This is a genomic window from Pseudomonas sp. S35 (assembly GCF_009866765.1).
Taxonomy (GTDB): Bacteria; Pseudomonadota; Gammaproteobacteria; order Pseudomonadales; family Pseudomonadaceae; genus Aquipseudomonas.
In genome coordinates this window covers 4249298-4274147 of the sequence record NZ_CP019431.1, presented here as the reverse complement: position 1 = coordinate 4274147, position 24850 = coordinate 4249298, and the positions used below count along the sequence as shown (strand labels likewise).

Annotated in this window: 25 protein-coding genes and 1 pseudogene; 17 read left to right on the top strand and 9 right to left on the bottom strand. The window is 61.9% G+C overall.

Features of this window, described 5'->3' with window-relative positions; all coding sequences use genetic code 11:
- The 15 genes from PspS35_RS18925 to PspS35_RS18855 all read left to right on the top strand — a co-directional run bounded on the left by PspS35_RS18925 (nucleotide 1) and on the right by PspS35_RS18855 (nucleotide 15541).
- The gene (locus tag PspS35_RS18925) at nucleotides 1-432 is read left to right on the top strand and encodes a type II secretion system protein (protein WP_159936311.1); all 432 of its coding nucleotides are present in this window, start codon (nucleotides 1-3) and stop codon (nucleotides 430-432) included.
- Nucleotides 429-791, top strand: coding sequence for a prepilin-type N-terminal cleavage/methylation domain-containing protein (locus tag PspS35_RS18920; RefSeq protein WP_159936310.1), 363 nt, complete (start codon nucleotides 429-431; stop codon nucleotides 789-791). Before PspS35_RS18925 ends, PspS35_RS18920 begins: the two co-directional genes overlap by 4 nt.
- Nucleotides 788-1417 carry a prepilin-type N-terminal cleavage/methylation domain-containing protein gene (locus PspS35_RS18915; protein ID WP_159936309.1) on the top strand — a complete coding sequence of 210 codons (630 nt, stop codon included), beginning with the start codon at nucleotides 788-790 and terminating at the stop codon, nucleotides 1415-1417. Before PspS35_RS18920 ends, PspS35_RS18915 begins: the two co-directional genes overlap by 4 nt.
- Entirely contained in the window at nucleotides 1414-2139 is a 726-nt protein-coding gene (locus PspS35_RS18910) for a general secretion pathway protein GspK (protein ID WP_159936308.1), read from the top strand. Before PspS35_RS18915 ends, PspS35_RS18910 begins: the two co-directional genes overlap by 4 nt.
- Entirely contained in the window at nucleotides 2136-3155 is a 1020-nt protein-coding gene (locus tag PspS35_RS18905; protein ID WP_159936307.1) for a PilN domain-containing protein, read from the top strand. The genes PspS35_RS18910 and PspS35_RS18905 overlap by 4 nt, the downstream gene beginning before the upstream one ends.
- A complete protein-coding gene (gene gspM / locus PspS35_RS18900) occupies nucleotides 3130-3738 on the top strand; it encodes a type II secretion system protein GspM (protein ID WP_159936306.1) in 609 nt (202 codons plus the stop codon). The genes PspS35_RS18905 and gspM overlap by 26 nt, the downstream gene beginning before the upstream one ends.
- Nucleotides 3735-4259 carry a general secretion pathway protein GspN gene (locus PspS35_RS18895; protein ID WP_159936305.1) on the top strand — a complete coding sequence of 175 codons (525 nt, stop codon included), beginning with the start codon at nucleotides 3735-3737 and terminating at the stop codon, nucleotides 4257-4259. The genes gspM and PspS35_RS18895 overlap by 4 nt, the downstream gene beginning before the upstream one ends.
- Nucleotides 4256-6463 (top strand): type II secretion system secretin GspD, encoded by a 2208-nt coding sequence (gene gspD / locus PspS35_RS18890; protein WP_159936304.1) that lies wholly within the window; start codon nucleotides 4256-4258, stop codon nucleotides 6461-6463. Before PspS35_RS18895 ends, gspD begins: the two co-directional genes overlap by 4 nt.
- A gap of 544 nt (nucleotides 6464-7007) precedes the next feature.
- Nucleotides 7008-9401 carry a TonB-dependent receptor gene (locus tag PspS35_RS18885; RefSeq protein WP_159936303.1) on the top strand — a complete coding sequence of 798 codons (2394 nt, stop codon included), beginning with the start codon at nucleotides 7008-7010 and terminating at the stop codon, nucleotides 9399-9401.
- 16 nt (nucleotides 9402-9417) lie between these two features.
- Nucleotides 9418-10383 (top strand): amino acid ABC transporter permease, encoded by a 966-nt coding sequence (locus PspS35_RS18880; protein ID WP_159936302.1) that lies wholly within the window; start codon nucleotides 9418-9420, stop codon nucleotides 10381-10383.
- The gene (locus PspS35_RS18875) at nucleotides 10376-11149 is read left to right on the top strand and encodes an amino acid ABC transporter ATP-binding protein (RefSeq protein WP_159936301.1); all 774 of its coding nucleotides are present in this window, start codon (nucleotides 10376-10378) and stop codon (nucleotides 11147-11149) included. Before PspS35_RS18880 ends, PspS35_RS18875 begins: the two co-directional genes overlap by 8 nt.
- Nucleotides 11150-11167: 18 nt before the next feature.
- Entirely contained in the window at nucleotides 11168-12091 is a 924-nt protein-coding gene (locus tag PspS35_RS18870) for an ABC transporter substrate-binding protein (protein ID WP_159936300.1), read from the top strand.
- 12 nt (nucleotides 12092-12103) lie between these two features.
- Entirely contained in the window at nucleotides 12104-13687 is a 1584-nt protein-coding gene (locus PspS35_RS18865) for an FAD-dependent oxidoreductase (RefSeq protein ID WP_159936299.1), read from the top strand.
- Between the two features lie 11 nt (nucleotides 13688-13698).
- Nucleotides 13699-14121, top strand: coding sequence for a RidA family protein (locus PspS35_RS18860; protein ID WP_159936298.1), 423 nt, complete (start codon nucleotides 13699-13701; stop codon nucleotides 14119-14121).
- Between the two features lie 85 nt (nucleotides 14122-14206).
- Entirely contained in the window at nucleotides 14207-15541 is a 1335-nt protein-coding gene (locus PspS35_RS18855) for an LLM class flavin-dependent oxidoreductase (protein WP_159936297.1), read from the top strand.
- Nucleotides 15542-15573: 32 nt separating this feature from the next.
- Here the strand turns inward: PspS35_RS18855 and PspS35_RS18850 are convergent, their stop codons facing one another.
- Both PspS35_RS18850 and PspS35_RS18845 read right to left on the bottom strand, forming a co-directional pair.
- On the bottom strand, nucleotides 15574-16023 hold the full coding sequence (locus tag PspS35_RS18850; protein ID WP_159936296.1) for a hypothetical protein: 450 nt from the start codon (nucleotides 16021-16023) through the stop codon (nucleotides 15574-15576).
- A complete protein-coding gene (locus PspS35_RS18845; protein ID WP_159936295.1) occupies nucleotides 16020-16934 on the bottom strand; it encodes an NAD synthetase in 915 nt (304 codons plus the stop codon). Before PspS35_RS18845 ends, PspS35_RS18850 begins: the two co-directional genes overlap by 4 nt.
- 183 nt (nucleotides 16935-17117) lie before the next feature.
- Between PspS35_RS18845 and PspS35_RS18840 the strand changes: the two genes are divergently transcribed.
- Nucleotides 17118-17606, top strand: coding sequence for a type VI secretion system tube protein Hcp (locus tag PspS35_RS18840; RefSeq protein WP_159936294.1), 489 nt, complete (start codon nucleotides 17118-17120; stop codon nucleotides 17604-17606).
- Between the two features lie 141 nt (nucleotides 17607-17747).
- On the opposite strand, the gene PspS35_RS18835 is transcribed toward PspS35_RS18840, so the two are convergent.
- Together PspS35_RS18835 and PspS35_RS18830 are read right to left on the bottom strand one after the other, a co-directional pair.
- The gene (locus PspS35_RS18835) at nucleotides 17748-18254 is read right to left on the bottom strand and encodes a hypothetical protein (RefSeq protein ID WP_159936293.1); all 507 of its coding nucleotides are present in this window, start codon (nucleotides 18252-18254) and stop codon (nucleotides 17748-17750) included.
- Nucleotides 18251-19165 carry an NAD synthetase gene (locus PspS35_RS18830; RefSeq protein WP_159936292.1) on the bottom strand — a complete coding sequence of 305 codons (915 nt, stop codon included), beginning with the start codon at nucleotides 19163-19165 and terminating at the stop codon, nucleotides 18251-18253. The genes PspS35_RS18835 and PspS35_RS18830 overlap by 4 nt, the downstream gene beginning before the upstream one ends.
- Before the next feature lie 183 nt (nucleotides 19166-19348).
- Here PspS35_RS18830 and PspS35_RS18825 point away from each other — a divergent pair, with 183 nt between their 5' ends.
- Entirely contained in the window at nucleotides 19349-19837 is a 489-nt protein-coding gene (locus PspS35_RS18825; protein WP_159936291.1) for a type VI secretion system tube protein Hcp, read from the top strand.
- Nucleotides 19838-19978: 141 nt separating this feature from the next.
- Here the strand turns inward: PspS35_RS18825 and PspS35_RS18820 are convergent, their stop codons facing one another.
- The 5 genes and pseudogenes from PspS35_RS18820 to PspS35_RS18800 form a co-directional block, all read right to left on the bottom strand.
- On the bottom strand, nucleotides 19979-20536 hold the full coding sequence (locus PspS35_RS18820) for a hypothetical protein (RefSeq protein WP_238785888.1): 558 nt from the start codon (nucleotides 20534-20536) through the stop codon (nucleotides 19979-19981).
- Nucleotides 20533-21248: pseudogene (locus PspS35_RS18815) on the bottom strand (hypothetical protein). Before PspS35_RS18815 ends, PspS35_RS18820 begins: the two are co-directional and overlap by 4 nt.
- Nucleotides 21249-21407: 159 nt before the next feature.
- On the bottom strand, nucleotides 21408-22871 hold the full coding sequence (locus tag PspS35_RS18810; RefSeq protein WP_159936290.1) for an aldehyde dehydrogenase family protein: 1464 nt from the start codon (nucleotides 22869-22871) through the stop codon (nucleotides 21408-21410).
- Nucleotides 22872-22927: 56 nt separating this feature from the next.
- Nucleotides 22928-23641 (bottom strand): cupin domain-containing protein, encoded by a 714-nt coding sequence (locus PspS35_RS18805; RefSeq protein ID WP_159936289.1) that lies wholly within the window; start codon nucleotides 23639-23641, stop codon nucleotides 22928-22930.
- 22 nt (nucleotides 23642-23663) lie between these two features.
- A complete protein-coding gene (locus PspS35_RS18800; RefSeq protein WP_159936288.1) occupies nucleotides 23664-24515 on the bottom strand; it encodes a GNAT family N-acetyltransferase in 852 nt (283 codons plus the stop codon).
- Nucleotides 24516-24850 lie beyond the last annotated feature (335 nt).

Here is a 24850-nt window from a genome sequence, read left to right as displayed (position 1 = left end):
ATGGCCAACGCCCAACGCGGCTTTACCCTGCTGGAGATGCTGGTGGTGATCGTCTTGATCAGCATCGCGGCCGGGTTGGTCGGGTTTGGCCTGCAACAAGGCTTGCGCGCGGCGAAAGAGCGCCAGGCCGTCGGGCAGATCGTCGAGGCGCTGCGCAGCACGCGGGCGCGGGCGATTGTCAGTGGCACCACTGAAAGCACCGTCTTCGATTTGCGCAACCTGAGTGTCCAGGCACCCGGACGCCCGAAAAAGCACTGGCCGGCCGAGTTGCAGGTGACGCTGCACACCGCCGAGCAAGCGGGCTCGGCGGTAGACTTTTACCCCGACGGCAGCTCCACTGGCGGCAACTTGCTGCTGGCCAATGGCAGCCGGCGTTGGCGCATCGACATTGGCTGGCTGACCGGCAGCGTCCAGTCCAAGGCCTTGCCATGAAGCACCAGCGCGGTTTCACCCTGCTGGAAATGCTCGCCGCGCTGACGTTGATGGCGATCTGTAGCACGGTGCTGTTGGTCGCCTTTGGCCAGAGTGCCCGTTCATTGTTGCAGGTGGCCCATAGCGACCGCCTCACCCATGCGGCCTTGAGCGTGATGGATCAAGAAGGCACGGGCCCGCTGGCGAGCGGCACGCGCCAAGGCGAAATGGACGGCATCGGCTGGCAACTGCGCATCGCCCAACAGCCCAGCCGCACTGGGCAGGCGCACCTGTTTCGCCTGGACCTGACCGTGCGCGAGGGCCCGCGCCAGGCACAGTTCAGCACCTTGAAACTGCGTGCTGCTGGGGCCGGTTTGTGAAGCGGCGCCAGCAGGGCTTTACCCTGCTCGAAATCATGATCGTGCTCAGCCTGCTGGGGGTGTTGCTGACCCTGGTCGGCGGCGCGTTGCTGGGTGCCAATCGCGCAGTGCTCAAGGCCCAGCGCTACACGGTCAGCCTGGATGAAATGCGTGCCGCCCAGCAGTTCTTGCGCACCTCCATCAGCGAGGCGTTGCCGTTGGATGTGACCGAGGACGACAGCCAGGTCGATGGTTTTTTCGCCGCAGGGCCGCAGCGCATGCAATTTGTGGCGACTTTGCCCGGCGTGCTCGGCGGCGGCATTCAGCGTTTCACCCTGCAACTGACAGGGCCCGAGGCGCCGCGTGATTTGCAGGTGGCGTTCGCACGGTTTGAGTCCCTGGCGCAAGTCAGCGTGCCCGCCTCGCGCAGCGAGCCACAGGTGTTGCTCAGGGGCGTCGAAGACCTGCAGTTCAGCTATCGCGGCCTGTCGCCCAAGGGGCAGGCCACCGGCTGGATCAACGCGTGGCCGTGGCCCAAGCGCCTGCCTTACGCGGTGCGGATTGCCGCCCGCGTCGACGGCCCGGTGCCGTGGGTGACCCAGGTGATTGCCTTGCGCTTGAACCTGTCCGGCGGAGCGCCCGAATGATCAAGCATCAACGCGGCGTGGCCCTGCTGCTGGTGCTGTGGGTGCTGGCCTTGCTCAGCCTGTTGCTCGGTGGCTTGGCCGGCTGGGTTCAGTTGCAAACGCGCCAGGCCGCGTGGCATCGCCAGCACACCCAGGCGGTGCTGGCAGCGGAGGCGGGCGTGGCGCTGGCGATGCAGGCCGTGGCCGACCCGTTGCAGCGCAAACAGTGGGTTGCCGACGGGCGTGAAATCGCGCTGTCGTTCGACGATGCACAACTGCGCGTGAGCCTGCGCAGCGAGCGCGGCAAGTTGTACCTCAACAGCGCCGAGGTGGGCGATTTTGCCCGCCTGGCCCTGGCCTGTGGTGCCACCCAGGCTCAGGCCAAGCAGTTGGCCAGGGACTTGCAAGTGCGCCGCAACCAGGGCCTTGCACCGTTTCGGGTGGTGGAAGAGGTGCGGCAACTGCCGGGCATGACCCAGGCGCTGTACAGCGCACTGGTGCCCGAAATCAGCCTGTGGAGCGGCCTGGACCGGCCCGACCCGGCCTTCGCCAGCCCGTTGATGCGCCGTGCCTTGAACCTGCCGCACCAAAGCGCGGTGGGCGCCGATCCCGGTGATGTGCTGGTGGTCAGCAGCCGCGCCCAACGCCCCGGCGGTTATCACGCCGAGCTGCAAGCCACAGTGTTATTGAGCCCCGCGCAAGGCAGCGCCCAACCTTATCGAGTCCTACGTTGGCAAGAATGAATAAATACCTGGAGCCTGCCTTGCAGCGTTGGCAAGGCAGCCTGTTGCAACAGGGCTGGGGCCTGTGGCTCAAAGAGCTGCGCGGCTGCCTGCCTGGCTGGTTGTTGCCCCACGATATTCCCGAGTGCGCCTACCCGTGGCCGCTCACTGCGCCCGTGGAAAAGCTCCCCGGCGAGGCACGCCAGGTGGTGCTGCTGGCACCTGACGCGGTGCTGGTGCAAAGCCTGCAATTACCGGTGGCCGCTGCACGTAACCTGTCGACGGTGGTCGGCTATGAACTGGACCGCTTCACCCCGTTCGATGCCGCCCAGCTGTACTTTGTCGCCCGCCAGGAACGCCGCACGGCCACCCATCTGCAGGTGACGCTGGTGGCAATCCTGCGCGAGCGCCTGGACCAGATCCTCGACGACTGCGCGGCACTTGGCGTGCAACCCCATGCCGTGGATGTCTACGACAGCGCCGGCGTGCCGATGGGCATCGACCTGCTGCCGGCGCCGTTGCGTCCGCGCCAGCGCCCGGCGGGCAAGGGCTTGCAACGCAGCCTGCCGTGGCTGTGCGGCGCGTTGCTGATTGCCGCCATGCTGCTGTGGCTCAACGACCGCCAGCGCGTACTCGACGCCATGCAACAGAGCGTGCGTGCGCAAAAGGCCCAGGTTGCCGAGGTCCAGGACCTGCGCCAGCAACTGCTCAACACCCGCGGCGCCGCGCAGTACCTGATCCGCCGCAAGGCCGCGCAGCCGCCCCTGGCCGCGCTGCTCAGCGAGCTGACCGCTTGCCTGCCACCCGACACCTGGATCGACCAATTGGAAGTCAATGACGGCGCCGACGTGTCCTTCTCCGGGCAAAGCGCCAAGGCCAGCGCCCTGATCACCCGCATCAAGCACTGCCGCAGCCTGGAAAATGCCCAGTTCGAAGGGGTCATCCAACCCGATGCGCAAACCGGCAAGGATCAGTTTTCCTTGCGCGCCCACCTGCACCAGGAGGCCGCCGATGCGCCGACCACTGACACCCCGTGAACGCCGTGGCGCCGCCTTGATCGCCCTCGCGCTGGTGCTCGGCGCTGCCTATTGGCTGTTGGTCGACAGCTGGTTCGCCGGCCCGTTGCGCACCCTGGGCGAACAGGCCGAGCAATTGCGCGAACAGCAGCAACGCTACGCTGGTGTGCTACGCCAGGGCGACAGCCTGCGCGAACAACTGGAAGCAGCCCGCCAGGACCCGGCCAGCAGCACCAGCCTGTTGCCCGGCGACGACCCCAGCGCGGTGGCCGCCGACTTGATGCAGCGCATCGCCGACCTGATCAACAGCCGCGCCGGCCTCGGAGGCGGCTGCAGCCTGACCCAGCGCATGCCCATCACCCCGGAGCAGGACGATGCCGAGCCCTATCGCCAAGTCAAGGTCAGCCTGACCCTCAACTGCGCTATCGAGCCCTTGACCGCGATCCTGCATGAGCTGGAGTACCAGCGGCCGTTCCTGTTTGTCGATGAAATGAGTATCCGCCGTGCGCCGAACGCCCCCGCCAGTGGTGGTGCCGGCAAGCTGGTGGTGCACCTGTTGGTGCGCGGTTACCTGCAACCCGCCGCCGCGCAGGTACGCCGATGATCGCCAACCTGCGTCCCCTGGAATGGGGCTTGATCAGCGTGGCCGCGCTGTTGGGGCTGCTCATGGCCGGTATCCTCAGCAGCATCGGCGACGCGCCGCAGTGGTTGCCGCCGCCTGCGCCCGATACCCGCGCCAATGCCTCGGCCAAGGTACTGGTGGCCCCGAGTGCCACCCTGGACAGCCTGGCCGGCACGTGGCAGGCGCCGTTGTTCAGCCCCGACCGCAGCCCCGACCACGCGGTGGGCCAAGGTGCGGTCTCCAGCCTGTCGAGCCTCACGCTGACTGGCATCGTCCTCGACGGTGACCTGCGCGTGGCGCTGCTCAAGCGCGCCGACGGCCCGTCGTTGAAAGTCCACCAAAACCAGACCCTGCCCAATGGCTGGCGTTTGGAACACCTGACCCCCCGCGACGCCCGTTTCGTACTCGACGGCCGCAGCCAAACCCTGAGCCTGCGGGCCCTGCGTTTGCCGCCGCCGTCCAGCACACCGCCGATTACCCTTCCTCATGAGTCCGCCCCTTGATCGATACTTTCCCTGGCGCCTTGCGCACCACCGCATTTTGCCTGGCCACCGCCGTCGCCCTCGGTGGCTGCGGCACCTTCCCCGAGCATCTCGACCCGGACGAGGCCCTGTTGCACGAAGCGATGCAGGGCACCGGCTCGCAACGCCCAGCCGTGGACCCTGCCAGTGAACAGGCCCCGGTCGACAACGGCCAGCCCCAGGCGAAGACACCGCCCCAGCGCCAGTTGATTCGCGGCAACCAGCAGTTCGTGCGCCAACCGGTTGCGGCGTCGGCGGCGAAGGAGCAGGGCGGCGGCGACATCGTGTTCAACTTTGCCGACCAGCCGATTGAAGCGGTGATCAACAGTGTGATGGGCGACTTGCTGCACGAGAACTACAGCATCGCCCAGGGCGTGAAGGGCAACGTCAGCTTCTCCACCTCCAAACCGGTGAACAAACAGCAGGCGTTGTCGATTCTGGAAACCCTGCTGTCCTGGACCGACAACGCGATGATCAAGCAGGGCAGTCGCTATGTGATCCTGCCGGCCAATCAGGCGGTGGCGGGCAAGCTGGTGCCAGAGATGCGCGTCTCGCAACCGTCCAGCGGCCTGTCGGCGCGGTTGTTTCCGCTGCGCTATATCTCCGCCACCGAGATGCAGAAACTGCTCAAGCCGTTCGCCCGCGAGAATGCGTTTTTGCTGGTGGACCCGGCGCGCAATGTGCTGAGCCTGGCCGGTACGCCGGAGGAACTGGCCAACTACCAGGACACCATCGACACCTTCGACGTGGATTGGCTCAAGGGCATGTCCGTCGGTGTGTTCGGCCTGCAACGCGCCTCGGTGGCCGAGTTGATGCCCGAGCTGCAAAAGATGTTCGGTCCCGACAGCGGTATGCCGTTGGCGGGCATGGTGCGGTTCCTGCCGATCGAGCGGACCAACTCGGTGGTGGCGATTTCTTCGCAGCCGCAGTACCTGAGCGAAGTGGGCGACTGGATTCACACCATCGATGAAGGCGGTGGCAACGAACCGCAAATGTACGTGTATGACGTGCGCAACATGAAGGCCAGCGACCTGGCCAAGTACCTGCGGCAGATCTACGGCAGCGGCGCGATCAAGGACGACACCCCGGCCAAGGTCGCCCCTGGTTTGCGCACGGCGACGTTGTCGTCACCGGGCACCAACAGCACCTCCGGCAGCACGCCGGGTGGGCTGAACAACAGCCAGCCGGTGGTCGATGACGAAGCGCAGGAGCCCGAAGCCCAGGAGAGCGCCGAACCGGAAAGTCCCGAAGGCGCCCCAGCCAAAAGCCTCGACGCAGGCACGCGCATCACAGCGCAAAAAAGCAGTAACCAACTGCTGGTACGCACCCGTCCGGTGCAGTGGAAAGAGATCGAATCGGCGATCAAGCGCCTCGACAACCCGCCGCTGCAAGTGCAGATCGAGACGCGCATTCTTGAAGTCAAACTCACCGGTGAACTGGACCTCGGGGTGCAGTGGTATCTGGGCCGCCTGGCGGGTAATTCCACCAGCACCACCGTAGCCAACGCCTCCGGTAGCCAAGGCGCGCTGGGCGGTGGCGGGGCGGGGTTGGGGGCGGCGGATTCGTTGTTCTACTCCTTCGTCAGCTCCAACTTGCAGGTCGCGTTGCATGCGCTGGAAACCAACGGCCGCACCCAGGTGCTGTCGGCGCCGTCGCTGGTGGTGATGAACAACCAGCCGGCGCAGATTCAGGTGGGGGACAACATTCCCATCAGCCAGACCACGGTCAACACGGGCACTTCGGACACCACCTTGAGCAGTGTTGAATATGTGCAGACCGGGGTGATCCTCGACGTGGTGCCACGGATCAATCCGGGTGGCTTGGTGTACATGGATATTCAGCAGCAGGTCAGTGATGCGCAGGATCAGGTCTCGTCCAACAGCGACACGCCGACGAATCCGCGTATCTCCACGCGGTCGGTGTCGACGCAGGTGGCGGTGCAGAGTGGGCAGACGGTGTTGCTCGGCGGGTTGATCAAGCAGGACAACGCGGAGTCGGTGAGTGCGGTGCCTTACCTTGGCAAGATTCCGGGGTTGCGGTGGTTGTTTGGGAATACCAGCAAGTCCAAGGACCGGACCGAACTGATCGTTTTGATTACGCCCAGGGTGATTACCAGCAGTAGCCAGGCGCGGCAGGTGACGGATGATTATCGCCAGCAGATGCAGTTGTTGAGGCCGGCTAACTGAAGGAACGTGGTCAAAAGTGTGGGAGGGGTGGTGCGACGATTAGACTTGCCCTCGATGGCGATGGGTCTGAGTACATATCCGTTGTTCAGGTAACGGCCACCTAGGGTTCCGCTTTTACAGCGGCTCACTTTTGGAAGAGCCCCAAAGTGACCCGCCGTAAGGGCGGAACCATAAGAAGCCGTTACCGAAACAACGGATATACACTCAACATCAAATATATGAATAAACAAATCAATAAATAATGAAATACAAGAATATTAGCTTATGCCCAAATAGCATTATATTTCCCAAACCCATTCCGTTATGTTTGATCGCAACAGCCTACCCCTGACCTCGGATGGTACCCAGCGTAATCAAGATTCTGCGCGCCATAACCGGGTGATCATCCCCGCAGCAGAATCGTTGGAAGGGAGTTCAACGTATGTTGCCAATTCAACCCCCGCACTCGCCCTAACCCCAAATCGCCGCAACACACCCAAAAACCGAGCACCGCGCACCGTCGCGTGACTGCCCGACTTCGCGATTTGGACAGACAGGCACGCCCATGAAGCAAACGCTAAAACCCACCACCCTCCTGGCACTGGCCCTCCTGGCCAACACCGCCCATGCCCAGGACGACAGCACCCTGTCCACCGTGGTGGTCACCGGTAACCGTGGCGCCGAGCAGCGCACGGTCACCAGCAGCCCGGTGCCGATCGATGTGGTCAGCGCCAAGCAACTGCAAAGCACCGGCAAGCCCGGTTTGATGGAGGCATTGAGCGCGGTGATCCCGTCGCTGACCCTGCCGGAAAAAACCGGTTGGGACGCCAGCGGCATTGCTCGCGCCCCGAACCTGCGCGGCATGAGCGCCGCCGAGGTGTTGGTGCTGGTCAATGGCAAGCGTCGGCATACCGCCGCGACGCTGAACATCAACGGCATCAACACCGGTGCCGCACCGGCAGACCTGGACCTGATCCCCATCAGCGCCATCGACCATGTGGAAGTGCTGCGCGACGGCGCCGCTGCGCAGTATGGTTCCGACGCCATCGCCGGGGTGATCAACGTGATCCTCAAGGCCGATACCAGCGGCACGTCGGTGACCAACGCCGGCCTCGGCTACGACGGTAAAAAGCAGACCGTGCAGCAAAGCCTCAACAAGGGTTTTGAAATCGGCAACGGCGGCATCGTGCAACTGGCGCTGGATGCACGTAGCCAGAACGATGACAACAAGGCCAGCGCCAACGGCTACACCTACGCCCAAGCCTATGAGCAGGCGGGTCGTTCCACCTATGGCGGCTACGGCACGCCGAAGACCAACCTGCTGACCCTGGGCTACAACGCCGAGTTGCCGATCGACGACGATTTGAGCCTGTATTCCTTCACCACGTATTCACGACGCAAGGCCGAGCAGGGGCAGAATTTCCGCCTGCCGACCATCACCAACACCATCACCACCGGGCCCAATGGCTACCCCGGCGGCTACACGCCGACCTGGTACATCGACGAGGACGACTTCCAGGCCGCGTTCGGCGGCAAGGGCACCGTCGGTGAGTGGGACTGGGATTTGTCCACCACCTACGGGCGCAACGAAGCAGAGCAGGGCACGACCCATAACCAAAACCCGTCCTTGGGCGAGGCCACGCCGAACAGCTTTACCTCCGGCACCTGGGTCAGCACCGAGTTGACCACCAACCTCGACTTCAAGCGCGGCTTCGATATCGGCCTGCAAAAGCCGTTGGATGTGAGCTACGGCTTCGAGCACCGGCGCGATACCTATGAGGTGCAGGCCGGTGACTATGAGTCTTACGCCAACGGCGGCTACTGCGTGGCGCCGGGCAATTGCGCCTCGAGCGGCGCCCAGGTCACCAACGGTATTTCGCCGGATGAAGAAAGCAGCGCCTCGCGCAATAGCCTAGCCAGCTATGTCGATGTGGGCTTCAATCCGGTGCCGGACTGGTACGTGGGCACTGCGTTTCGCTACGAGCATTACAACCAAGGCGTGGGCGCCACCCGCAGCGGCAAGCTGACCACGCGCTATGATTTCACCCCGCAGTTCGCCGTGCGTGCCACGGTGAGCAATGGCTTTCGCGCGCCGTCCCTGGCCAACAGCCTGTTCAGTGCGCGCTCCACCACCTATGGCGTGGTGGATGGGGTGTATCAGTCAATCAACTACGGTGTGCTGCCCACCGGTTCGGCGGCGGCGCAGGCCCTGGGCGCGCAGGATTTGAAGCCCGAGCGCTCGACCAACTTCAGCCTCGGTTTCACCCTCACGCCCACTGACCGCCTGAGCTTCACCGCCGACGCCTACGTGATCAACCTGCGTGATCGCATCACCCTGACCGGCACCTTGCTCGGCCCGCAAATCACCCAGGTGCTGCAAGACAACGGCATCACCTCCACCTCTGGCGGCCAATACTTTATCAACGGGGCCGACACCCGCACCAAAGGCCTCGACCTGGTCGGCAACTACAGCCAGGACCTGGGCCAATACGGCGCGCTGAAGTGGACCGCCGCGTTCAACTGGAACCAGACCAAAATCCTCAACTACAAGGAGTCCACCTCGATCCTGGGCACCTCCTACGACCTGATGGACCGCCAGGCGCGCAACCTGATCACCGGCGTGCAGCCCAGCACCAAGCTGATCCTGGGCGGTGACTGGAGCATCGACCGCTTCAACCTCAACCTGGCCCTGACCCGCTACGGCTCGTACAAGGAGGTCAATGTGTCTGCCGACCGCAGCCTCGACCGGGTCTACGCGGCCAAATGGATCACCGATCTTGACCTTGGCTACAACCTCACCAAAGACCTCAACGTGGCCATCGGCGCCAAGAACCTGTTCGACATCTACCCCAAGAAACAAGGCGTGCCCAGCAGCACCATGGTCAGCAGCTACGGCACTTATTCGCCCTACGGATTCACCGGCGGGTACTACTACACCCGCTTGACCTATGCCTTCTGAGGCCGAGGAACACACCATGCCTATCGTCGCCAAACCCTATGACCTGATTGACCCACCCCGCGTGGTTCGCCAGGCCCGTGTCTCCACACCGATCAAAGCCCTGCACGTGGTGCCGGCCCGGCATCCGTGGCGGTGGGCCGGGTCGATTTTTGCCGCGCTGGTACTGCTCGCCATCGTGCATTCCCTGGCCACCAACCCGCGTTGGGAGTGGGGTGTGTTCGGCCAGTGGTTCTTCTCGCCATCGGTGCTGCGCGGCCTGGGGCAAACGTTGCTGCTGACGCTGCTGAGCACGGTGTTCAGTGTGCTCCTCGGCACGGCACTGGCCCTGGCGCGGTTGTCGGGCTCGCCGCTGCTGGCGGCCCTGGCCTGGGGCTATATCTGGTTTTTCCGTTCGATGCCGGCGTTGCTGGTGCTGATCATCCTGTACAACTTTGCCTACCTGTATGACCACATCGTGCTCGGCGTGCCGTTTACGGGTGTGGTGTTTGCCGAGTGGTCGACGGTGGACGTGCTCAGCCAGTTCACCACGGCGGTCCTGGGATTGAGCCTGATGCAGGCAGCCTACGCGGCGGAGATCATTCGCGGCGGCCTGATCGGTGTGGACGCTGGCCAGCATGAAGCAGCCGCAGCCTTGGGCTTGCCGGCGTCACGCCGCATCTTCCGGATCATCCTGCCCCAGGCATTGCGTTCGATCCTGCCCTCGGGTTTCAACGAAATCATCGGCCTGGTCAAGGGCACGTCCATCGTCTACGTGCTGGCCTTGCCGGAGCTGTTCTACACCGTGCAGGTCATCTACAACCGCACCCAGGCGGTGATCCCGCTGCTGATCGTCGCCACCGTGTGGTACCTGATCATCACCACCGTGCTCACCAGCGCCCAGTATTACGTCGAGCGGCATTTCGCTCGGGGCACGGCAAGGGTGCTGCCGCCCACGCCGTTGCAGCGCCTACGCGGCTGGCTCAAGGAGAAATCCCATGAGTGAAGCGCGCGCAGGACGTATCCAGATCCAGGGCGTGGGCAAGCGCTTTGGCAGCCAGCAGGTGCTCAAGGACATCGACCTGACCATCGACCCCGGCAAGGTCACGGTGATTCTCGGGCCGTCCGGCTCGGGCAAGTCCACCTTGCTGCGCACCATCAACCACCTGGAGAAAATCGACAGCGGCCACATCACCATCGACGGTGAATACGTCGGTTATCGGCGCAAGGGTGACCTGCTGTACGAGCTCAAGGAGCGCGAGATTCTCAAGCGTCGCATCGACGTGGGTTTCGTGTTCCAGAACTTCAACCTGTTCCCGCACCTCACCGCCTGGGAAAACGTCGCCGAAGCGCCGTTGGCCCACAAACGCTGGAGCAAGGCCGAGGCGCCGGCCAAGGCCGCCGAACTGCTGGCCAAGGTCGGCCTGGCGGACAAGGCCGATGCCTACCCGCGCCAGCTCTCCGGCGGCCAGCAACAGCGCGTCGCCATCGCCCGCGCCCTGGCGCTTGACCCGAAAGTGCTGCTGTTCGACGAGCCCACCTCGGCCCTCGACCCGGAACTGGTGGGTGAAGTCCTCGACGTGATCAAGGGCCTGACCCAACTGGGCGTGACCCTGGTGATCGTCACCCACGAGATCGGCTTTGCCCGCGAAGTGGCTGACCACGTGGTGTTTCTCTGTGACGGCCAACTGATCGAAGAGGGCCCGCCCGAACAAATCTTGCGCCAACCCCGACATCCCCGCACCCAGGCCTTTCTCGGCAAGGTGCTTTAGTTCAAGGAGTGACTGCCCATGTTTACCACCACTGCCCGCGTGGCCTTGCTGGCGCTTGCCGTCAGCACCGCGCAAACCGCGTTCGCCGTGCAACCGGTCGACCTCAGCCCCGACCGCGTGCGCATCCATGTGCCGCGCAACGAGGCGGCCATCGCGCAGATCCCGCCGGGCTTCAAGTTTGCCCAGCCGGGCAAGTTCACCGTGGCCACCTCTGGCGTAGCCGGGCCGCCCCTGGCGCTGCTGGCCAGCGACGACAAGACCACCATCGGCAGTGAAGCCGACACCGCGCAGTTGATCGCCGACAGCCTGGGCCTGCAACTTAATGTGGTGCAGACCAGTTGGGAGGATTGGCCCCTTGGCGTCAGCTCGGGCAAGTATGACGCGGTGATCAGCAACGTGACCGTGACCGAGGCGCGCAAGAAGCGTTTCGACTTCGCCACTTATCGCCAGGATGTGCTGGGGTTTTACGTCAAGACCGCCAGCAAGATCACCGAGATCAAACAGGCCGAGGACATCGCCGGGCTGAAGATCATCGTCGGCTCCGGCACCAACCAGGAAAAAGTCCTGCTGGCCTGGAACGAGGCAAACGAAAAGGCCGGCCTCAAGCCCGCGCTGTTGCAGTACTTCGACGACCAGGCCGCCGCGCAATTGGCGGTGCAGTCGGGGCGCAGCGACGCGTTGTTCGGGCCTAACTCGGTGTACGCCTATTCGGCGGCAATCACCGGTGGCATCAAGCGCGTTGGCACGGTGAACGGTGGCTGGCCCTTGCAAGCCGACATCGCCGTGACCACGCGCAAGGACAACGGCCTGGTCAAGCCGATCCACACCGCGTTGGAAGGCGCGATTGCCGGCGGCCAATACGAACAGGTGCTGCAACGCTGGGGCCTGGACGTGGAGCGGGTCGACAAGTCGCTGATCAACCCACCGGGCCTGCCGGATTAAGGAGCAATCGACATGGGACTGACACGACGTGAAGCGCTGTCGAGCATCGCTGCGGTAGGCGGCGAAAAAGCCGTCAAGGATGCACTGGCGGTATTGGGGCTGGGGCCGTCGTCGCACCGCCGCCCGCAACCGTTGAAATTGAAGGACGGCCTGGGGCAGGGCACTCGCGTGCTGGTGCTGGGCGCCGGGATTGCCGGGCTGGTCAGCGCCCTTGAGCTGAGCCGCGCCGGGTTTGACGTGCAGGTGCTGGAGGCGCGTGAGCGGGTCGGCGGGCGCACCTGGACCCTCCGCCATGGCGACCGCGTGGACTACAAGGATGGCCGCACGCAAACGGCGGCGTTTGATCAAGGGCATTACTTCAACGCAGGCCCGGCCCGCATCCCCAGCCAGCATCGTACGATCCTCGACTATTGCAGCGAACTGGGCGTGCCGCTGGAAGTGCTGGTCAACAGCAGCCACGGCGCGCAAGTGCGGCCCGATGTGCAACAGCCGGCGTTCAGCGTCGGCCAGGCGATCAATGATGCGCGCGGGCACTTGTCCGGTTTGCTGGCCAAAGCCGTGCAGCGTGATGCCCTGGATGATGTGTTGAGTGCTGAGGAGCGCACGCGGTTGTTGGCGTTTTTGCAGGTGTATGGCGACCTGTCCCAGGAATTGGCTTTTGAGGGCACGATTCGTTCGGGGCACCTGGATTCTCCTGCTCATCCGGGCGCCTTGCCGGCCAGCCGCAGCCCGTTGGCGCTGGACCAACTGCTGCACCCGCAGCTGTGGGGCGCGTTGCTGCATACCGAGTTCCCCGAATTCTCCGCCACCATGTTCCAACCGGTCGGCGGCATGGACCGCATCACCGATGCTTTCTACCAACGGGTGCGTGACCATGTACAGCTGGGCGCTGTAGTCCGGCAGATCCGTCAGTTGGAAGATGGCGTGGCGGTGACCTACCACGACCAGCACAGTGGCCGTGAACAGGTGGTGCGTGCCGATTACCTGATCTCAACCTTGCCGTTGCCGCTGCTGGCCAAGCTCGACACCGACTTCAGCGACCCGATCAAAGCCGCACTGCTCAGCACCCGCAGCGATCAGGCGACCAAGGTGGCGTGGCAATCCCCGCGTTTCTGGGAAACCGACTATCGCACCTACGGCGGCCTGTCGTGGATCGAGCATCCCGCGCGTTTGCTGTGGTACCCGAGCAACGACCTCAACACCCGCGAAGGCTTGCTGGTGGCGGGTTACGTGACCGGCGAGGGCGCTGATGTGTTTGGCGCTAAACCCTTCGCCGAACAATACGCCGTGTCCAAGCAAGCCGTGGAGCTGCTGCACCCTGGCTTCTCCAAACAGCTGCGCAACCCCCTGGCTGTGACCTGGGAGCAGATCCCCTACAGCGAAGGCCCGTGGCTGCAACGCGAACACTTCCCGGCCGACGCAAGCAGCCTGCTCGAAGCCGGCCACGGCCGCGTGTACTTCGCCGGTGACGGTCTGGTGCAAAGCGGGGTGGGCATCTGGCAGGAATCGGCGGCCAACTCGGCGCGGCATGTGATCGCGCAACTGGCCGAACGCGTTACCCAACAACGACAGGTCGCGGCACTCGCCGCCTCTTAAGGAGACACACCATGAGCGACAGTATTCAACGCACCAGCGTCGGCGATTTTCCGATTTCGCAGACCGTTACCGTACCGGCGTCTGCCAGCCTGATCTTTGTCAGCGGCACCTTGCCGGACCTGGCCGATCCAACGGTTCCAGGGGTGTTTGGCAACACCGAAGTGCAGACGGTTTCGGTGTTCAACAAACTGCGCAAGATCCTGCGCCAGCAGGACCTGGACCTGGGCGATATCGTGCAGTTGCGGGTGTTTCTGGTCGGCGCCGAAGAGACTGACGGCAAGCTGGATTTTGCCGGATTGCAGCGTGGGTATACGCAGTTCTTCGGTACGCCGGAGCAGCCGAACAAACCGGCACGCACGGCGTTGCAAGTCGTCGCGTTGCCGCTGCCCGGAGCGTTGGTTGAAGTCGAAGCCATCGCCGCTCGTACAGCCTGACAAGTGTGGGAGGGGGCAAGCCCCCTCCCACAGGTTGATCCATTTTTTGCCTGTCAGTCCTCATGTTCATGATGGAGAGGTCCCTATGTCCACAGCACCCCGGCAACTCAAGTTTGGCGCCATCCTCACCGGCGTCGGCACCGCACAAAACGAATGGCTGCATCCGCAGATTCCCGGTGATGCCAGTGTTGATATCGACTGGTACCGCGCCCAGGCGCAACAGGCAGAAGCGGCCAAGTTCGATCTGGTCTTCATCGTCGACAGCCCCTACATCACCCCGGATTCCGCGCCGCATTTTCTCAACCGCCTGGAGCCGCTGACCCTGCTGTCGGCCATCGCCGGCGCGACGTCGAAGATCGGCCTGGTGGCGACGCTGACCACCTCCTACACCGAGCCCTTCAACGTCGCCCGCCAGTTTGCCTCCCTGGACCTGATCAGCGGCGGCCGCGCCGGTTGGAATGTGGTCACCACCGGCCTCGAAGGCGCCGCCGGCAACTTCGGCCGTGAGCAGCATATCGACCACACCGAGCGCTACCGCCGTGCGGCAGAGCACCTCGACGTGGTGCAGGGCTTGTGGGATTCCTACGAGGACGACGCCTTTGTGCGTGACAAGGCCAGCGGCGTATTCCTCGACCCGCAACGCCAGCATCGTCTCGACCACCACGGTGAATTTTTCTCGGTGACCGGCCCGTTGAACATCGCACGTTCGGCCCAGGGCCAGCCGGTGATTTTCCAGGCGGGTATTTCTGAATCCGGCCGTAGCCTGGCGGCGAATTACGCCGAAGGGATTTTTGCCGGTGTGGGCAATTTCGAAGACGCCCAGGCCTACTACAGCGACATCAAACAACGCACTGCTGCCGCCGGACGCAACCCGGATCACGTGACCCTCCTGCCGGGCATTTCGCCGATCATTGCCGACACCGACGAACAGGCCCAGGCCATCGACCGCGAGCGCAATGGCGAACTGGACCTGAACAAAGCACTGGTGCAACTGGGGCGGCCGTTCAACTACCACGACTTCAGCCAATACCCACTGGATGAACCCTTCCCCGAACTGGGCGACCTGGGCAGCAACGGCTATCGCGGCCACGCCGAAAACATCAAGCACGTCGCCCGTGACCAAGGGCTGACCCTGCGCCAGGCGGCGCTGCGCTTTGCCAAACCGTTCTCCAGCTTTGTCGGCTCGCCCAAGACCGTCGCCGACGAAATCGAACGCTGGTTTGTCGAAGGCGCGGTGGATGGTTTCAACATCCACGTGGGCGCACCGGATGACTTCGCACGGTTTACCGACCAGGTGCTGCCGTTGTTGCGCGAGCGCGGGTTGTTTCGCATCGAGTACAGCCACAGCACCTTGCGCGGGCACCTGGGGCTGCCGGTGCCGGTGAATCGGCATACGGCGGCACGGAGCGTGGCGGCCTGAGGATTACCACCATTTCCAGCGGCCCTGTTGTTTTAGGGTCGTGATTTGCGTTTATGCCTGATTTCCAACATTTCTCGGCGCATTTGTCGTTGGCGTTTGCTGTTCAGGCATAGAAGCCCGATCAAAGGACTTAGTAAGGCAAGGGTAAAAAGGAGGTGATCGGGGCTGTAGAGGATTGTCGGCACTACGAGCAGCAAGTCGATGATGAACACACCAACCTGAAGCCACACCCATCGTGGATAACCGTGAAGGACCAAGCTCTGCGCGACGCCGAATACCACACACGCAATCCCGGCTGCGATGAAGAACGCATCACTGGTCAGTTCATCGGATGCGTGGGCGAAGTAGGTGAGATTCATCAGCGTGGCGGTGGTGGCAATCGAAACGCACAAGGCTATAAGACCGCCAAACAACGCCAGTCTGTGGCGAGCCCAAAGAGGACGAGGATCTATAAGGTAAAGGGGCTCCCGGCAGTTCTTCATTCGCTGAGCTCTTCGTAGATACCGATGGCCAGCGTCTTGGTGTTTCCGGACATACCGCTGCTGGCGAGGCCCAGTGCAGCCGCAATGGCATCGTTGCGATGGGTCATGGTGATTGGTTTTATCCGTGCCGCTGGGATTCGTTTTGGGGCATTGCCCGCAGCTTGCTTAAGCTTGAGGAGCTTGGGTGTCAGGCGCGGGTCTTGGATTCTTAGTAGTTCATTCGTTAGTTTTGCCCGTTCCTGTCGACTCAGCCCGCGCAATACTTCTCGTAGTGGTTTACCTGTCGCGCGCTTGGACAGGTTGATTACTTTCACCGTCGTTACGGCAGAAGAGGCGACACCAAGTAAAGACACAGCGTCCAAAGCTGCCATCATCCCTTCGTACCAAATATTACTGTCCAGGTAGTCATTCATCGGCGGATCCCAAACTTCGTTTACCGTTCGATAGCCTCCGGCGGCGTACTGGAACAACCCCGCTACTGCTGCTGCGGTGCCAATGAATGAGATAACAACACTTGTGCCACCCGTAAAAGGTATCAAGGCGATTCCGCTGTAAATAACATGCCAACTCAACAGCGCTTCAGTGCACGCAACCGCCGTATTTAAAGCCTCCACCGCCAGCCTCGACTCGCGAGGCTCATGCTCCAACATCCGCTTGAACTCCACCGGCCCCACATACCTCGGCGCTTCCCGCAGCACCACCTTGATCGGCTGCACCCTGCAAATCGCCTGGAACTCGCGCAGTCCCACCACGTTGAACTCCCCATCGATATACACCACCCCCGCACCGATCAACGCCGGGTCGGCGTCTATGGCGAAGAACAACCTCCGCAGGTCGAGGCTGCTTTCAATGCGTTGGCGTGTGGTGCGGTGGGCTGATGGGAATCCATCCTTGAACAGGGCGACGGTCATTCCTTAACTCCTTTTTTGGGAGCTGGGAGAGTAAAGACGCCGTGACTGGGATGAATGTCGGAAGCTTCGCCATTTGCAGTCAGGCACTTCCGGAAGGCACTTTGACGTCTTGTAAGCCCGCTCCCGATTGAGGAAAAGTGCGCCCCACGTCACTTGCGACGGACCACAGGACAAGGAGCCAACATGGCAGTCGATATGTTTTTGAAACTGGGCGATATCAAGGGCGAATCACGGGACCTGGCCCATCGTGACGAGATCGACATCACCAACTGGGGCTGGGGTTTATCGCAAACCGGCTCGATGCATTCCGGCACGGGAGGCGGCTCGGGCAAGGCCGACTTTGCCAACCTGAACCTGACCAAACCCCTGGATAAATCCAGCCCCAACCTGATGATGGCCTGCGCCACCGGCAAGCATTACCCCGAAGCCAAGTTGGTGGTGCGCAAGGCCGGCGGTGCCAGCCCGGTGGAGTATTTGGTGATCACCTTGAAGGAAGTCATGGTGGTGTCCTACAGCACCCGCGCTGAAACGGCCGATGATGTGTTGTACGACAGCATCGCCTTGAACTTCGCCACCGTCGACGTCAGTTATCAGCCGCAGAAGGCGGACGGCGCCAAGGACGGCGGGCCGGTGAAGTTTGGCTGGAATATTCGGCAGAACGTCAAAGCTTGAGTGGGAGAGCCTCAGGGAGAGCGCTGTTGTTGTCGACAGCGCTGTTTCAGTTGGTTCACCTGAGTCATTGCTGATTATTAGGTCTGCAGCTAAGCCATATGAAATGTTCACGTGGCAGGCTGCATGGGGGCGGTAGAAAGATCACCACCATTTCCAGCGGCCCTGCTGTTTCATAGTCGCGATAATGGCTTGGCGTTTATGGCGCAGTTCAAGGGATTTTTGCCGCAGTTCGCGGCAGCGGTTGCTGTTGAGAATTAGCAGGCCGACAAGGGGGCAGAGCAAGGCCAGTGCATAGAGATAGGTGTTGGGGCGCCACAGGATGGCGGGTAGGGATATCAGCAGGCAAAGGAGGTAGATCGCGACGTTTATCCATACCCAATGGATGCGTCCGTAGAGCACTTCGTATTTGGCCAGGGCGAATACTGCGCCCAAGCCCGCGGCGCCGAAAAAGCATGTCTTGGCGACAAAATCTACGGGGTGAGTAGGCAAATACGTAAGCATCGCCAAGATCGTCGTCAACGCGATCGAGAAACACCCTGCCAATGCATCACCTCCAATCACGGGCATGAACCGCTTGAGGAGTTGCCAAGGATCCTCAATAAAAAGTGATGAGTAATATTGACCTTTTATCTTCCGTTGTTGGTTCACAGGTTAACTTCCTCGTAGATCCCCAACGCCAGAGTTCTCACGTTTCCAGAGACTGTACTGCTGGTAAAGCCGAGCAAGGCTGCAGCTATATCCATTTTGTGCGCGCCAGTTGCACGCTGCATTTGAATAGCGCTGATACGTTTGGCCACATTGCCGGAAGCTTTTTCCAGCTTGAGCAACTTGGTCGTTAGTCTTGGATCTCGGATTTTAAGCAGCTCATTGTTCAATTTTGTCCGTTCTTGCCGTGTCAGGCCTCTAAGCACTTGCCTAGCTGTTTTTCCGGTTACTTTTGTGGTGGTTGTGACGACTTTCACGGTGACGAATGCCGAGCTGGCAACACCCATCAAAGCAATACCGTCCAACACTGCTGTTGCGGCCTCATACCATGTCTCGTTATCCAAGTAGTCATTAACTTCCGCAAAGGCTAACTCTGATGCTGTACGTAAAGCGCCACCGATGCATTGAACTGTACTTGCAACGGCAGCCGCTTTACCGATAAACGAAATTATCGAGCTAGCCCCAGCTGTAAAAGGCATCAGCGCAGCCCCACTCGCAATGACCATCCAACTCAACACTACTCCGGTGCACGCGATTGCCGTATTTATAGCTTCCACCGCCAGCCTCGACTCGCGAGGCTCATGCTCCAACATCCGCTTGAACTCCACCGGCCCCACATACCTCGGCGCTTCCCGCAGCACCACCTTGATCGGCTGCACCCTGCAAATCGCCTGGAACTCGCGCAGTACCACCACGTTGAACTCCCCATCGATATACACCACCCCCGCACCGATCAACGCCGGGTCGGCGTCTATGGCGAAGAACAATCGCTGCAGGTCGAGGCTGCTTTCAATGCGTTGGCGTGTGGTGCGGTGGGCTGATGGGAATCCATCCTTGAACCGGGCGACAGTCATTCCTTAACTCCTTTTTTGGGAGCTGGGAGAGTAAAGACGCCGTGACTGGGATGAATGTCGGAAGCTTCGCCATTTGCAGTCAGGCACTTCCGGAAGGCACTTTGACGTCTTGTAAGCCCGCTCCCGATTGAGGAAAAGTGCGCCCCTCGTCACTTGCGACGGACCACAGGACAAGGAGCCAACATGGCAGTCGATATGTTTTTGAAACTGGGCGATATCAAGGGCGAATCACGGGACCAGGCCCATCGTGACGAGATCGACATCACCAACTGGGGCTGGGGTTTATCGCAAACCGGCTCGATGCATTCCGGCACGGGAGGCGGCTCGGGCAAGGCCGACGTTGCCAACCTGAACCTGACCAAACCCCTGGATAAATCCAGCCCCAACCTGATGATGGCCTGCGCCACCGGCAAGCATTACCCCGAAGCCAAGTTGGTGGTGCGCAAGGCCGGCGGCGCCAGCCCGGTGGAGTATTTGGTGATCACCTTGAAGGAAGTCATGGTGGTGTCCTACAGCACCCGCGCTGAAACGGCCGATGATGTGTTGTACGACAGCATCGCCTTGAACTTCGCCACCGTCGACGTCAGTTATCAGCCGCAGAAGGCGGACGGCGCCAAGGACGGCGGGCCGGTGAAGTTTGGCTGGAATATTCGGCAGAACGTCAAAGCTTGAGTGGGAGAGCCTCAGGGAGAGCGCTGTTGTTGTCGACAGCGCTGTTTCAGTTGGTTCACCTGAGCCATTGCTGATTATTAGGTCTGCAGCTAAGCCATATGAAATGTTCACGTGGCAGGCTGCATGGGGGCGGTAGAAAGATCACCACCATTTCCAGCGGCCCTGCTGTTTCATAGTCGCGATAATGGTTTGGCGTTTATGGCGCAGTTCAAGGGATTTTTGCCGCAGTTCGCGGCAGCGGTTGCTGTTGAGAATTAGCAGGCCGGCAAGGGGGCAGAGCAAGGCCAGTGCATAGAGATAGGTGTTGGGGCGCCAGAAGATGGCGGGTAGGGATATCAGCAGGCAGAGGAGGTAGATCGCGATGTTTATCCATACCCAATGGATGCGTCCGTAGAGCACTTCGTATTTGGCCAGGGCGAATACTGCCGCAACTCCCATGCCACCAATAAAGGATGCGTTAGTGGACGTGTGAATGGGAAGTGCAGATAAATAGGTCATTGCTACCAGCAGCATGACCAGGCCAATTGAAAAGCATGCTGCAATAAGGTCGGCGCCTATTACCGGCATGAAACGTCTCAGGAATTCACGCGGATCTTCGATATAGAACGCTGAGTAGTAGACATCCTCTCCGGTCATTGTCTTCCCGTCGTTTGTTCTCTTCAGGTTTTTCAGACGGATAGTTTCTCTCTGCTTGTTCACTCGGCCACCTCTTCGTATAGACCGATAGCGAGTATCTTCACATTTCCGGTCATGGCACTGCTGGTAAACCCCAGTGTTGCTGCCCAGGCATCTCTTATATGGTTGGCAGTGGCCTGTTTCATTTCGGTTGCGCTAATGCGTTTGGGCGCCCGACCTCATCCAGAACAGTCATTGCAGCGTCATACCATGCATTGTTGTCCAGTTCATCGTTGAATTGAGGGTTGTAGGCCTCACTGAATGTTCGAACAACACCAGAAAAGCATTGAATGGTGCTCGCAACTGCCGCCGCGTTACCGGCGAAGGAGATCACCGCACTTGCTCCGCCAGTGAATGGCATAAACATAATTCCACTGCTGATAACCACCCAACTCAACACTGCCCCGATACAGGTCGCTGTTGTATTCAGCGCCTCTCTCATCAGCCTCGACTCGCGAGGCTCATGCTCCAACATCCGCTTGAACTCCACCGGCCCCACATACCTCGGCGCTTCCCGCAGCACCACCTTGATCGGCTGCACCCTGCAAATCGCCTGGAACTCACGCAGTACCACCACGTTGAACTCCCCATCGATATACACCACCCCCGCACCGATCAACGCCGGGTCGGCGTCTATGGCGAAGAACAATCGCTGCAGGTCGAGGCTGCTTTCAATGCGTTGGCGTGTGGTGCGGTGGGCTGACGGGAATCCATCCTTGAACCGTGCGACAGTCATTCCTTAACTCCGGAGTGTGCGGGAGTCGAGAGGGTAATGATGTGGTGGAGAAAATTAATGTCGGACGTTTCGCCTTTTCGAGACGGCTACTTCTCGAAGCGGTCTGAAGGCTTACCGCCAAATAAAGGGAAGCGGCGTTGCGACGCTCCCCTAGGTGGTTTATTCACCAAACCCGACAATGGCCTTGGTTTCCAGGTACTCCTCAAAGCCGTGGACGCCGTACTCCCGACCATTGCCCGAACGTTTGTAGCCGCCGAACGGTGCCATCGGGTTCCACGCGGGGTAGTTCAGGTGCACTTGCCCGGCGCGTATACGTGATGCGACGGCACGGGCCTGCGTCAGGTCCTGGGCCTGAACGTGGGCGCCCAGCCCGTAGACCGTGTCGTTGGCGATGGCGACCGCTTCATCCAGCGTTTCATAGGCAATGATGCACAGCACCGGGCCGAATATTTCTTCCTGGGCGATGCGCATGGCGCTGTCGACTTCGGAGAAAATCGTCGGTCGGGTGTAGAAGCCCTTGTCGAAACCCGCCACGCGTCCAGGCCCGCCGCACACCAGTTTGGCGCCCTCGTCGAGGCCTGCGTGGATCATGGTCTGGACGCGATTGAATTGGGCTTCGTTGGCAATCGGGCCCAATTGCGTGTCTTGCGAACTCGGGTCGCCCACGATCAGTGCGTTTGCGGTGGCTGCCGCCAGGGCTTCGACTTCGGCCAGGCGGTTGCTTGGCACGATCATGCGGGTCGGCGCGCTGCACGATTGGCCGACGTTGCGAAACGCCGACATCACCCCCAGCGGCACGGCCTTGGCGAAGTCGGCGTCGGGCAGCAGCACATTCGGCGACTTGCCGCCCAATTCCTGGGTCACGCGCTTGACCGTCGGCGCGGCCGCCTGGGCCACCAGCGCACCGGCGCGGTTGGAGCCGGTGATTGAAATCATGTCGATATCGGCATGGGCCGCCATAGCGGCGCCTACGTCGGCACCGCTGCCGTTGACCAGGTTGAACACGCCGGGCGGCAGGCCGGCGTCATGCACCAGTTGTGCAAACAGCAGGGCGCTCAGCGGCGACAGTTCGCTGGGTTTCAACACCACGGTGCAGCCGGCAGCGAGGGCCGGGGCGACTTTTGCGGTGATCTGATACAGCGGCCAGTTCCACGGTGTGATCAGGCCGCACACGCCGATGGGTTCGCGCTCGATCGCAGTACCGCCTTCAACGGTCTGGAAGCGGTAGGTCGAGAGCAGGTCACGGGCGACCCGAACATGTTCGGCCGCCAGCGGCACTTGCATCGCCCGGGCAAAACCGATGGCCGCCCCCATTTCCAGGGACAGCGCCTGGGCAAGTTGTTCTTGGCGCTCAAGGATCAGCGTGTGGATGTTCCCCAGCACCTGCGCTCTTGTTTCAGGCGGGGTCGCGGACCAACCGGCAAACGCAGCGCGTGCTGCGGCGACGGCCCGGTCGACATCCTCGGCCGACCCGCGTGCGACATGGCCAACCACCTCTTCGGTGGCCGGGTTGACCACTGGCAAGCTGGCCGCAATGGCCGGGGAAACCCAGCACCCGTCGATGTAAAACCGCTGAGACGTGTGCGGGTCGATGCTGTAGCTGTTCGAAGGGTGTGTGCTCATCCAACTGGCTCCTGAAACGGTAATAGGCGCTGCAGACATCTGGCTAAGCCAGGGCCTTATTTCACGGCGTAGACCTTGCGTACATACACCGTGCTGGTCCAGGCGCACGGCGCACCTTTGGCCACGAATACGGTATCGCCGGTATTGACTGTGACCTCGCCACCCTCGTTGTCCTGCAAGGTGACGCGGCCTTCGAGCAGGTGCATCAATTCATGCAATTTATGCGGGCGGCCGTGGCGGGCGTAGGGCGTCGAGTCCCAGAGGCCGATGCGCAACTCGGTCACCGCATCGTCGAACAGATTGAGCGCGCGGCACTGCGGGGTGGGGCCGATCAGGATCTGCGGTTCCGGCGCAGCGGAAGGGTTGAGCAAGGTGTGCCGGTCGAGCATTGTCAGGCCAGGGCAGGCGGGTGCATCGGCCTGGTCGACTGCGCAGAACGCCCAGACGCTGCCTGCGCTCGCCTGCACCCTAAGGCGTGTGCCACGGCCGATCACCGCGCTGCTGCCGACACTCAGGTCGAGTGTCTGTTCTGCGCTGCTGAGCCGCACATGCCCGGCGTGCACCACCAAGGTTTCGCTGTGGGGAAACGCGTCGATGACCGCTTCGCCGCTGAACGAAACTAGGCCGGCGGACACGCCATCGTCGCCCTGACAGGCGAGCTGGCGGGTGTCGCCGAACGGGTCCAGCGCACTCAGGGCGCCAGGGGTGAAGGACGTGGCAACGCGGCTACCGTCGGCGCGTGCCAACAGCAGGATCTGGGGACATGACATGGGGAGTGCTCCGGGAGGAAAGTCAGCCGATCGCCTGGGTGATCAAGGCAAAGGGGTGGACGCCTTGGCTGGCCTGGGGTGGGGTGCCTTTGGCCATCTGCGCGACGGTGTCGATGTTCTTCAGGCCCGCCTGTTCGAGCCAGTCGCTGAGGCCGCAGGCGACGGGAATGTCGATGCGTACAAAGGCGTCCGGTACCCGGGCCAGCAAGGTGGCGATCAGGTGTTTGGCCTGATCGATGGTTTCGGCGACCACGGGGCCGATGCAACGTCCGCGCCCAAATGGTCTTAGCAGGGCGAAGCCGCGTAGCTGACCGTCGCGCTCGATACCGACGGCGTGCTCAACCTGCAGGTCGCGCAGCACGTCACGACGGTCCAGCCCGCTGGCGGCCTTGGCGAGCGCGAGCAGGGCAGTGTGGTCATCAGCACTGAGCGCGCGGCAGGTTTCCCCCTCGGCCAATGTTGGCCGTTCGGGCACCTGCACTTGGCCCTGGTGTTGTTGCACGTGACCGAACTCGACAAAGCCTTGGCTGGCATACAGCGGCGCGCCGGCGAGGGTCGCATTGAGAACCGGCGTGCGTGACCCGCAGGCGGCAATGGCCTGTTCCATCAACCGGCGGCCGATGCCCTGGCCTTGGTAGTCATTGCTGACGATCACCAGGCCGATGGTGGCGTAATCACCCTGGGGGCAGGTAAACGCGCTGCCGATCAGGCGCTCGCCGTCCATCACCACGAAACCGTCGCTGACCCGTTGCAACATCGCCCAGTCTTCCAGGCGGTGGGGCCATTTGAGTTGCACCGACAGGGCGTGCGCGGCCGGCAGGTCGGCCACGGTCATCGGGCGATAGACATAATCGGGGTGTGGCAGGGCGGACATGGCGAGCCTCCATAGAGCAATGTGTTTGCGGTGTCAGGTTGCTTGTATCCCACCTGGGTTGGAGGCTGGCAAGGGGGGTGGGGATATTCGGTAGATTCCTTGGGCGGTGAGGGGGTGGGGCCACAGGTAGTACTTAATTTTTGTGGGGTGGCGGCAGTAAATGCCACGGGGTGTTTATGGGTACTTGGCTGCTATTCAGGCAAGCGCGAGCCATGCCAGGTGTGGGGAGAAACACCCCGAAAGCAATAGGACGCACGCAGGAACTGTTTCAAGCCAGTAAGCCAATTAACGCCACACGTCGTCGCAGTGCGTGGCGATGCGTTGATCGACTTACT

Excerpts from the sequence above, each read along its gene's own strand:
- PspS35_RS18905 (WP_159936307.1), top strand. The coding sequence starts at position 2,136 with ATGAATAAATACCTGGAGCCTGCCTTGCAGCGTTGGCAAGGCAGCCTG.
- PspS35_RS18855 (WP_159936297.1), top strand. The coding sequence starts at position 14,207 with ATGTCCACAGCACCCCGGCAACTCAAGTTTGGCGCCATCCTCACCGGC.
- PspS35_RS18885 (WP_159936303.1), top strand. The coding sequence starts at position 7,008 with ATGAAGCAAACGCTAAAACCCACCACCCTCCTGGCACTGGCCCTCCTG.
- PspS35_RS18830 (WP_159936292.1), bottom strand. The coding sequence starts at position 19,165 with ATGACTGTCGCCCGGTTCAAGGATGGATTCCCATCAGCCCACCGCACC.
- PspS35_RS18925 (WP_159936311.1), top strand. The coding sequence starts at position 1 with ATGGCCAACGCCCAACGCGGCTTTACCCTGCTGGAGATGCTGGTGGTG.
- PspS35_RS18805 (WP_159936289.1), bottom strand. The coding sequence starts at position 23,641 with ATGTCATGTCCCCAGATCCTGCTGTTGGCACGCGCCGACGGTAGCCGC.
- PspS35_RS18850 (WP_159936296.1), bottom strand. The coding sequence starts at position 16,023 with ATGAAGAACTGCCGGGAGCCCCTTTACCTTATAGATCCTCGTCCTCTT.
- PspS35_RS18875 (WP_159936301.1), top strand. The coding sequence starts at position 10,376 with ATGAGTGAAGCGCGCGCAGGACGTATCCAGATCCAGGGCGTGGGCAAG.
- gspM (WP_159936306.1), top strand. The coding sequence starts at position 3,130 with ATGCGCCGACCACTGACACCCCGTGAACGCCGTGGCGCCGCCTTGATC.
- PspS35_RS18810 (WP_159936290.1), bottom strand. The coding sequence starts at position 22,871 with ATGAGCACACACCCTTCGAACAGCTACAGCATCGACCCGCACACGTCT.
- PspS35_RS18840 (WP_159936294.1), top strand. The coding sequence starts at position 17,118 with ATGGCAGTCGATATGTTTTTGAAACTGGGCGATATCAAGGGCGAATCA.
- PspS35_RS18865 (WP_159936299.1), top strand. The coding sequence starts at position 12,104 with ATGGGACTGACACGACGTGAAGCGCTGTCGAGCATCGCTGCGGTAGGC.
- PspS35_RS18880 (WP_159936302.1), top strand. The coding sequence starts at position 9,418 with ATGCCTATCGTCGCCAAACCCTATGACCTGATTGACCCACCCCGCGTG.
- PspS35_RS18860 (WP_159936298.1), top strand. The coding sequence starts at position 13,699 with ATGAGCGACAGTATTCAACGCACCAGCGTCGGCGATTTTCCGATTTCG.
- PspS35_RS18870 (WP_159936300.1), top strand. The coding sequence starts at position 11,168 with ATGTTTACCACCACTGCCCGCGTGGCCTTGCTGGCGCTTGCCGTCAGC.
- PspS35_RS18895 (WP_159936305.1), top strand. The coding sequence starts at position 3,735 with ATGATCGCCAACCTGCGTCCCCTGGAATGGGGCTTGATCAGCGTGGCC.
- PspS35_RS18920 (WP_159936310.1), top strand. The coding sequence starts at position 429 with ATGAAGCACCAGCGCGGTTTCACCCTGCTGGAAATGCTCGCCGCGCTG.
- PspS35_RS18910 (WP_159936308.1), top strand. The coding sequence starts at position 1,414 with ATGATCAAGCATCAACGCGGCGTGGCCCTGCTGCTGGTGCTGTGGGTG.
- PspS35_RS18800 (WP_159936288.1), bottom strand. The coding sequence starts at position 24,515 with ATGTCCGCCCTGCCACACCCCGATTATGTCTATCGCCCGATGACCGTG.
- PspS35_RS18825 (WP_159936291.1), top strand. The coding sequence starts at position 19,349 with ATGGCAGTCGATATGTTTTTGAAACTGGGCGATATCAAGGGCGAATCA.
- PspS35_RS18845 (WP_159936295.1), bottom strand. The coding sequence starts at position 16,934 with ATGACCGTCGCCCTGTTCAAGGATGGATTCCCATCAGCCCACCGCACC.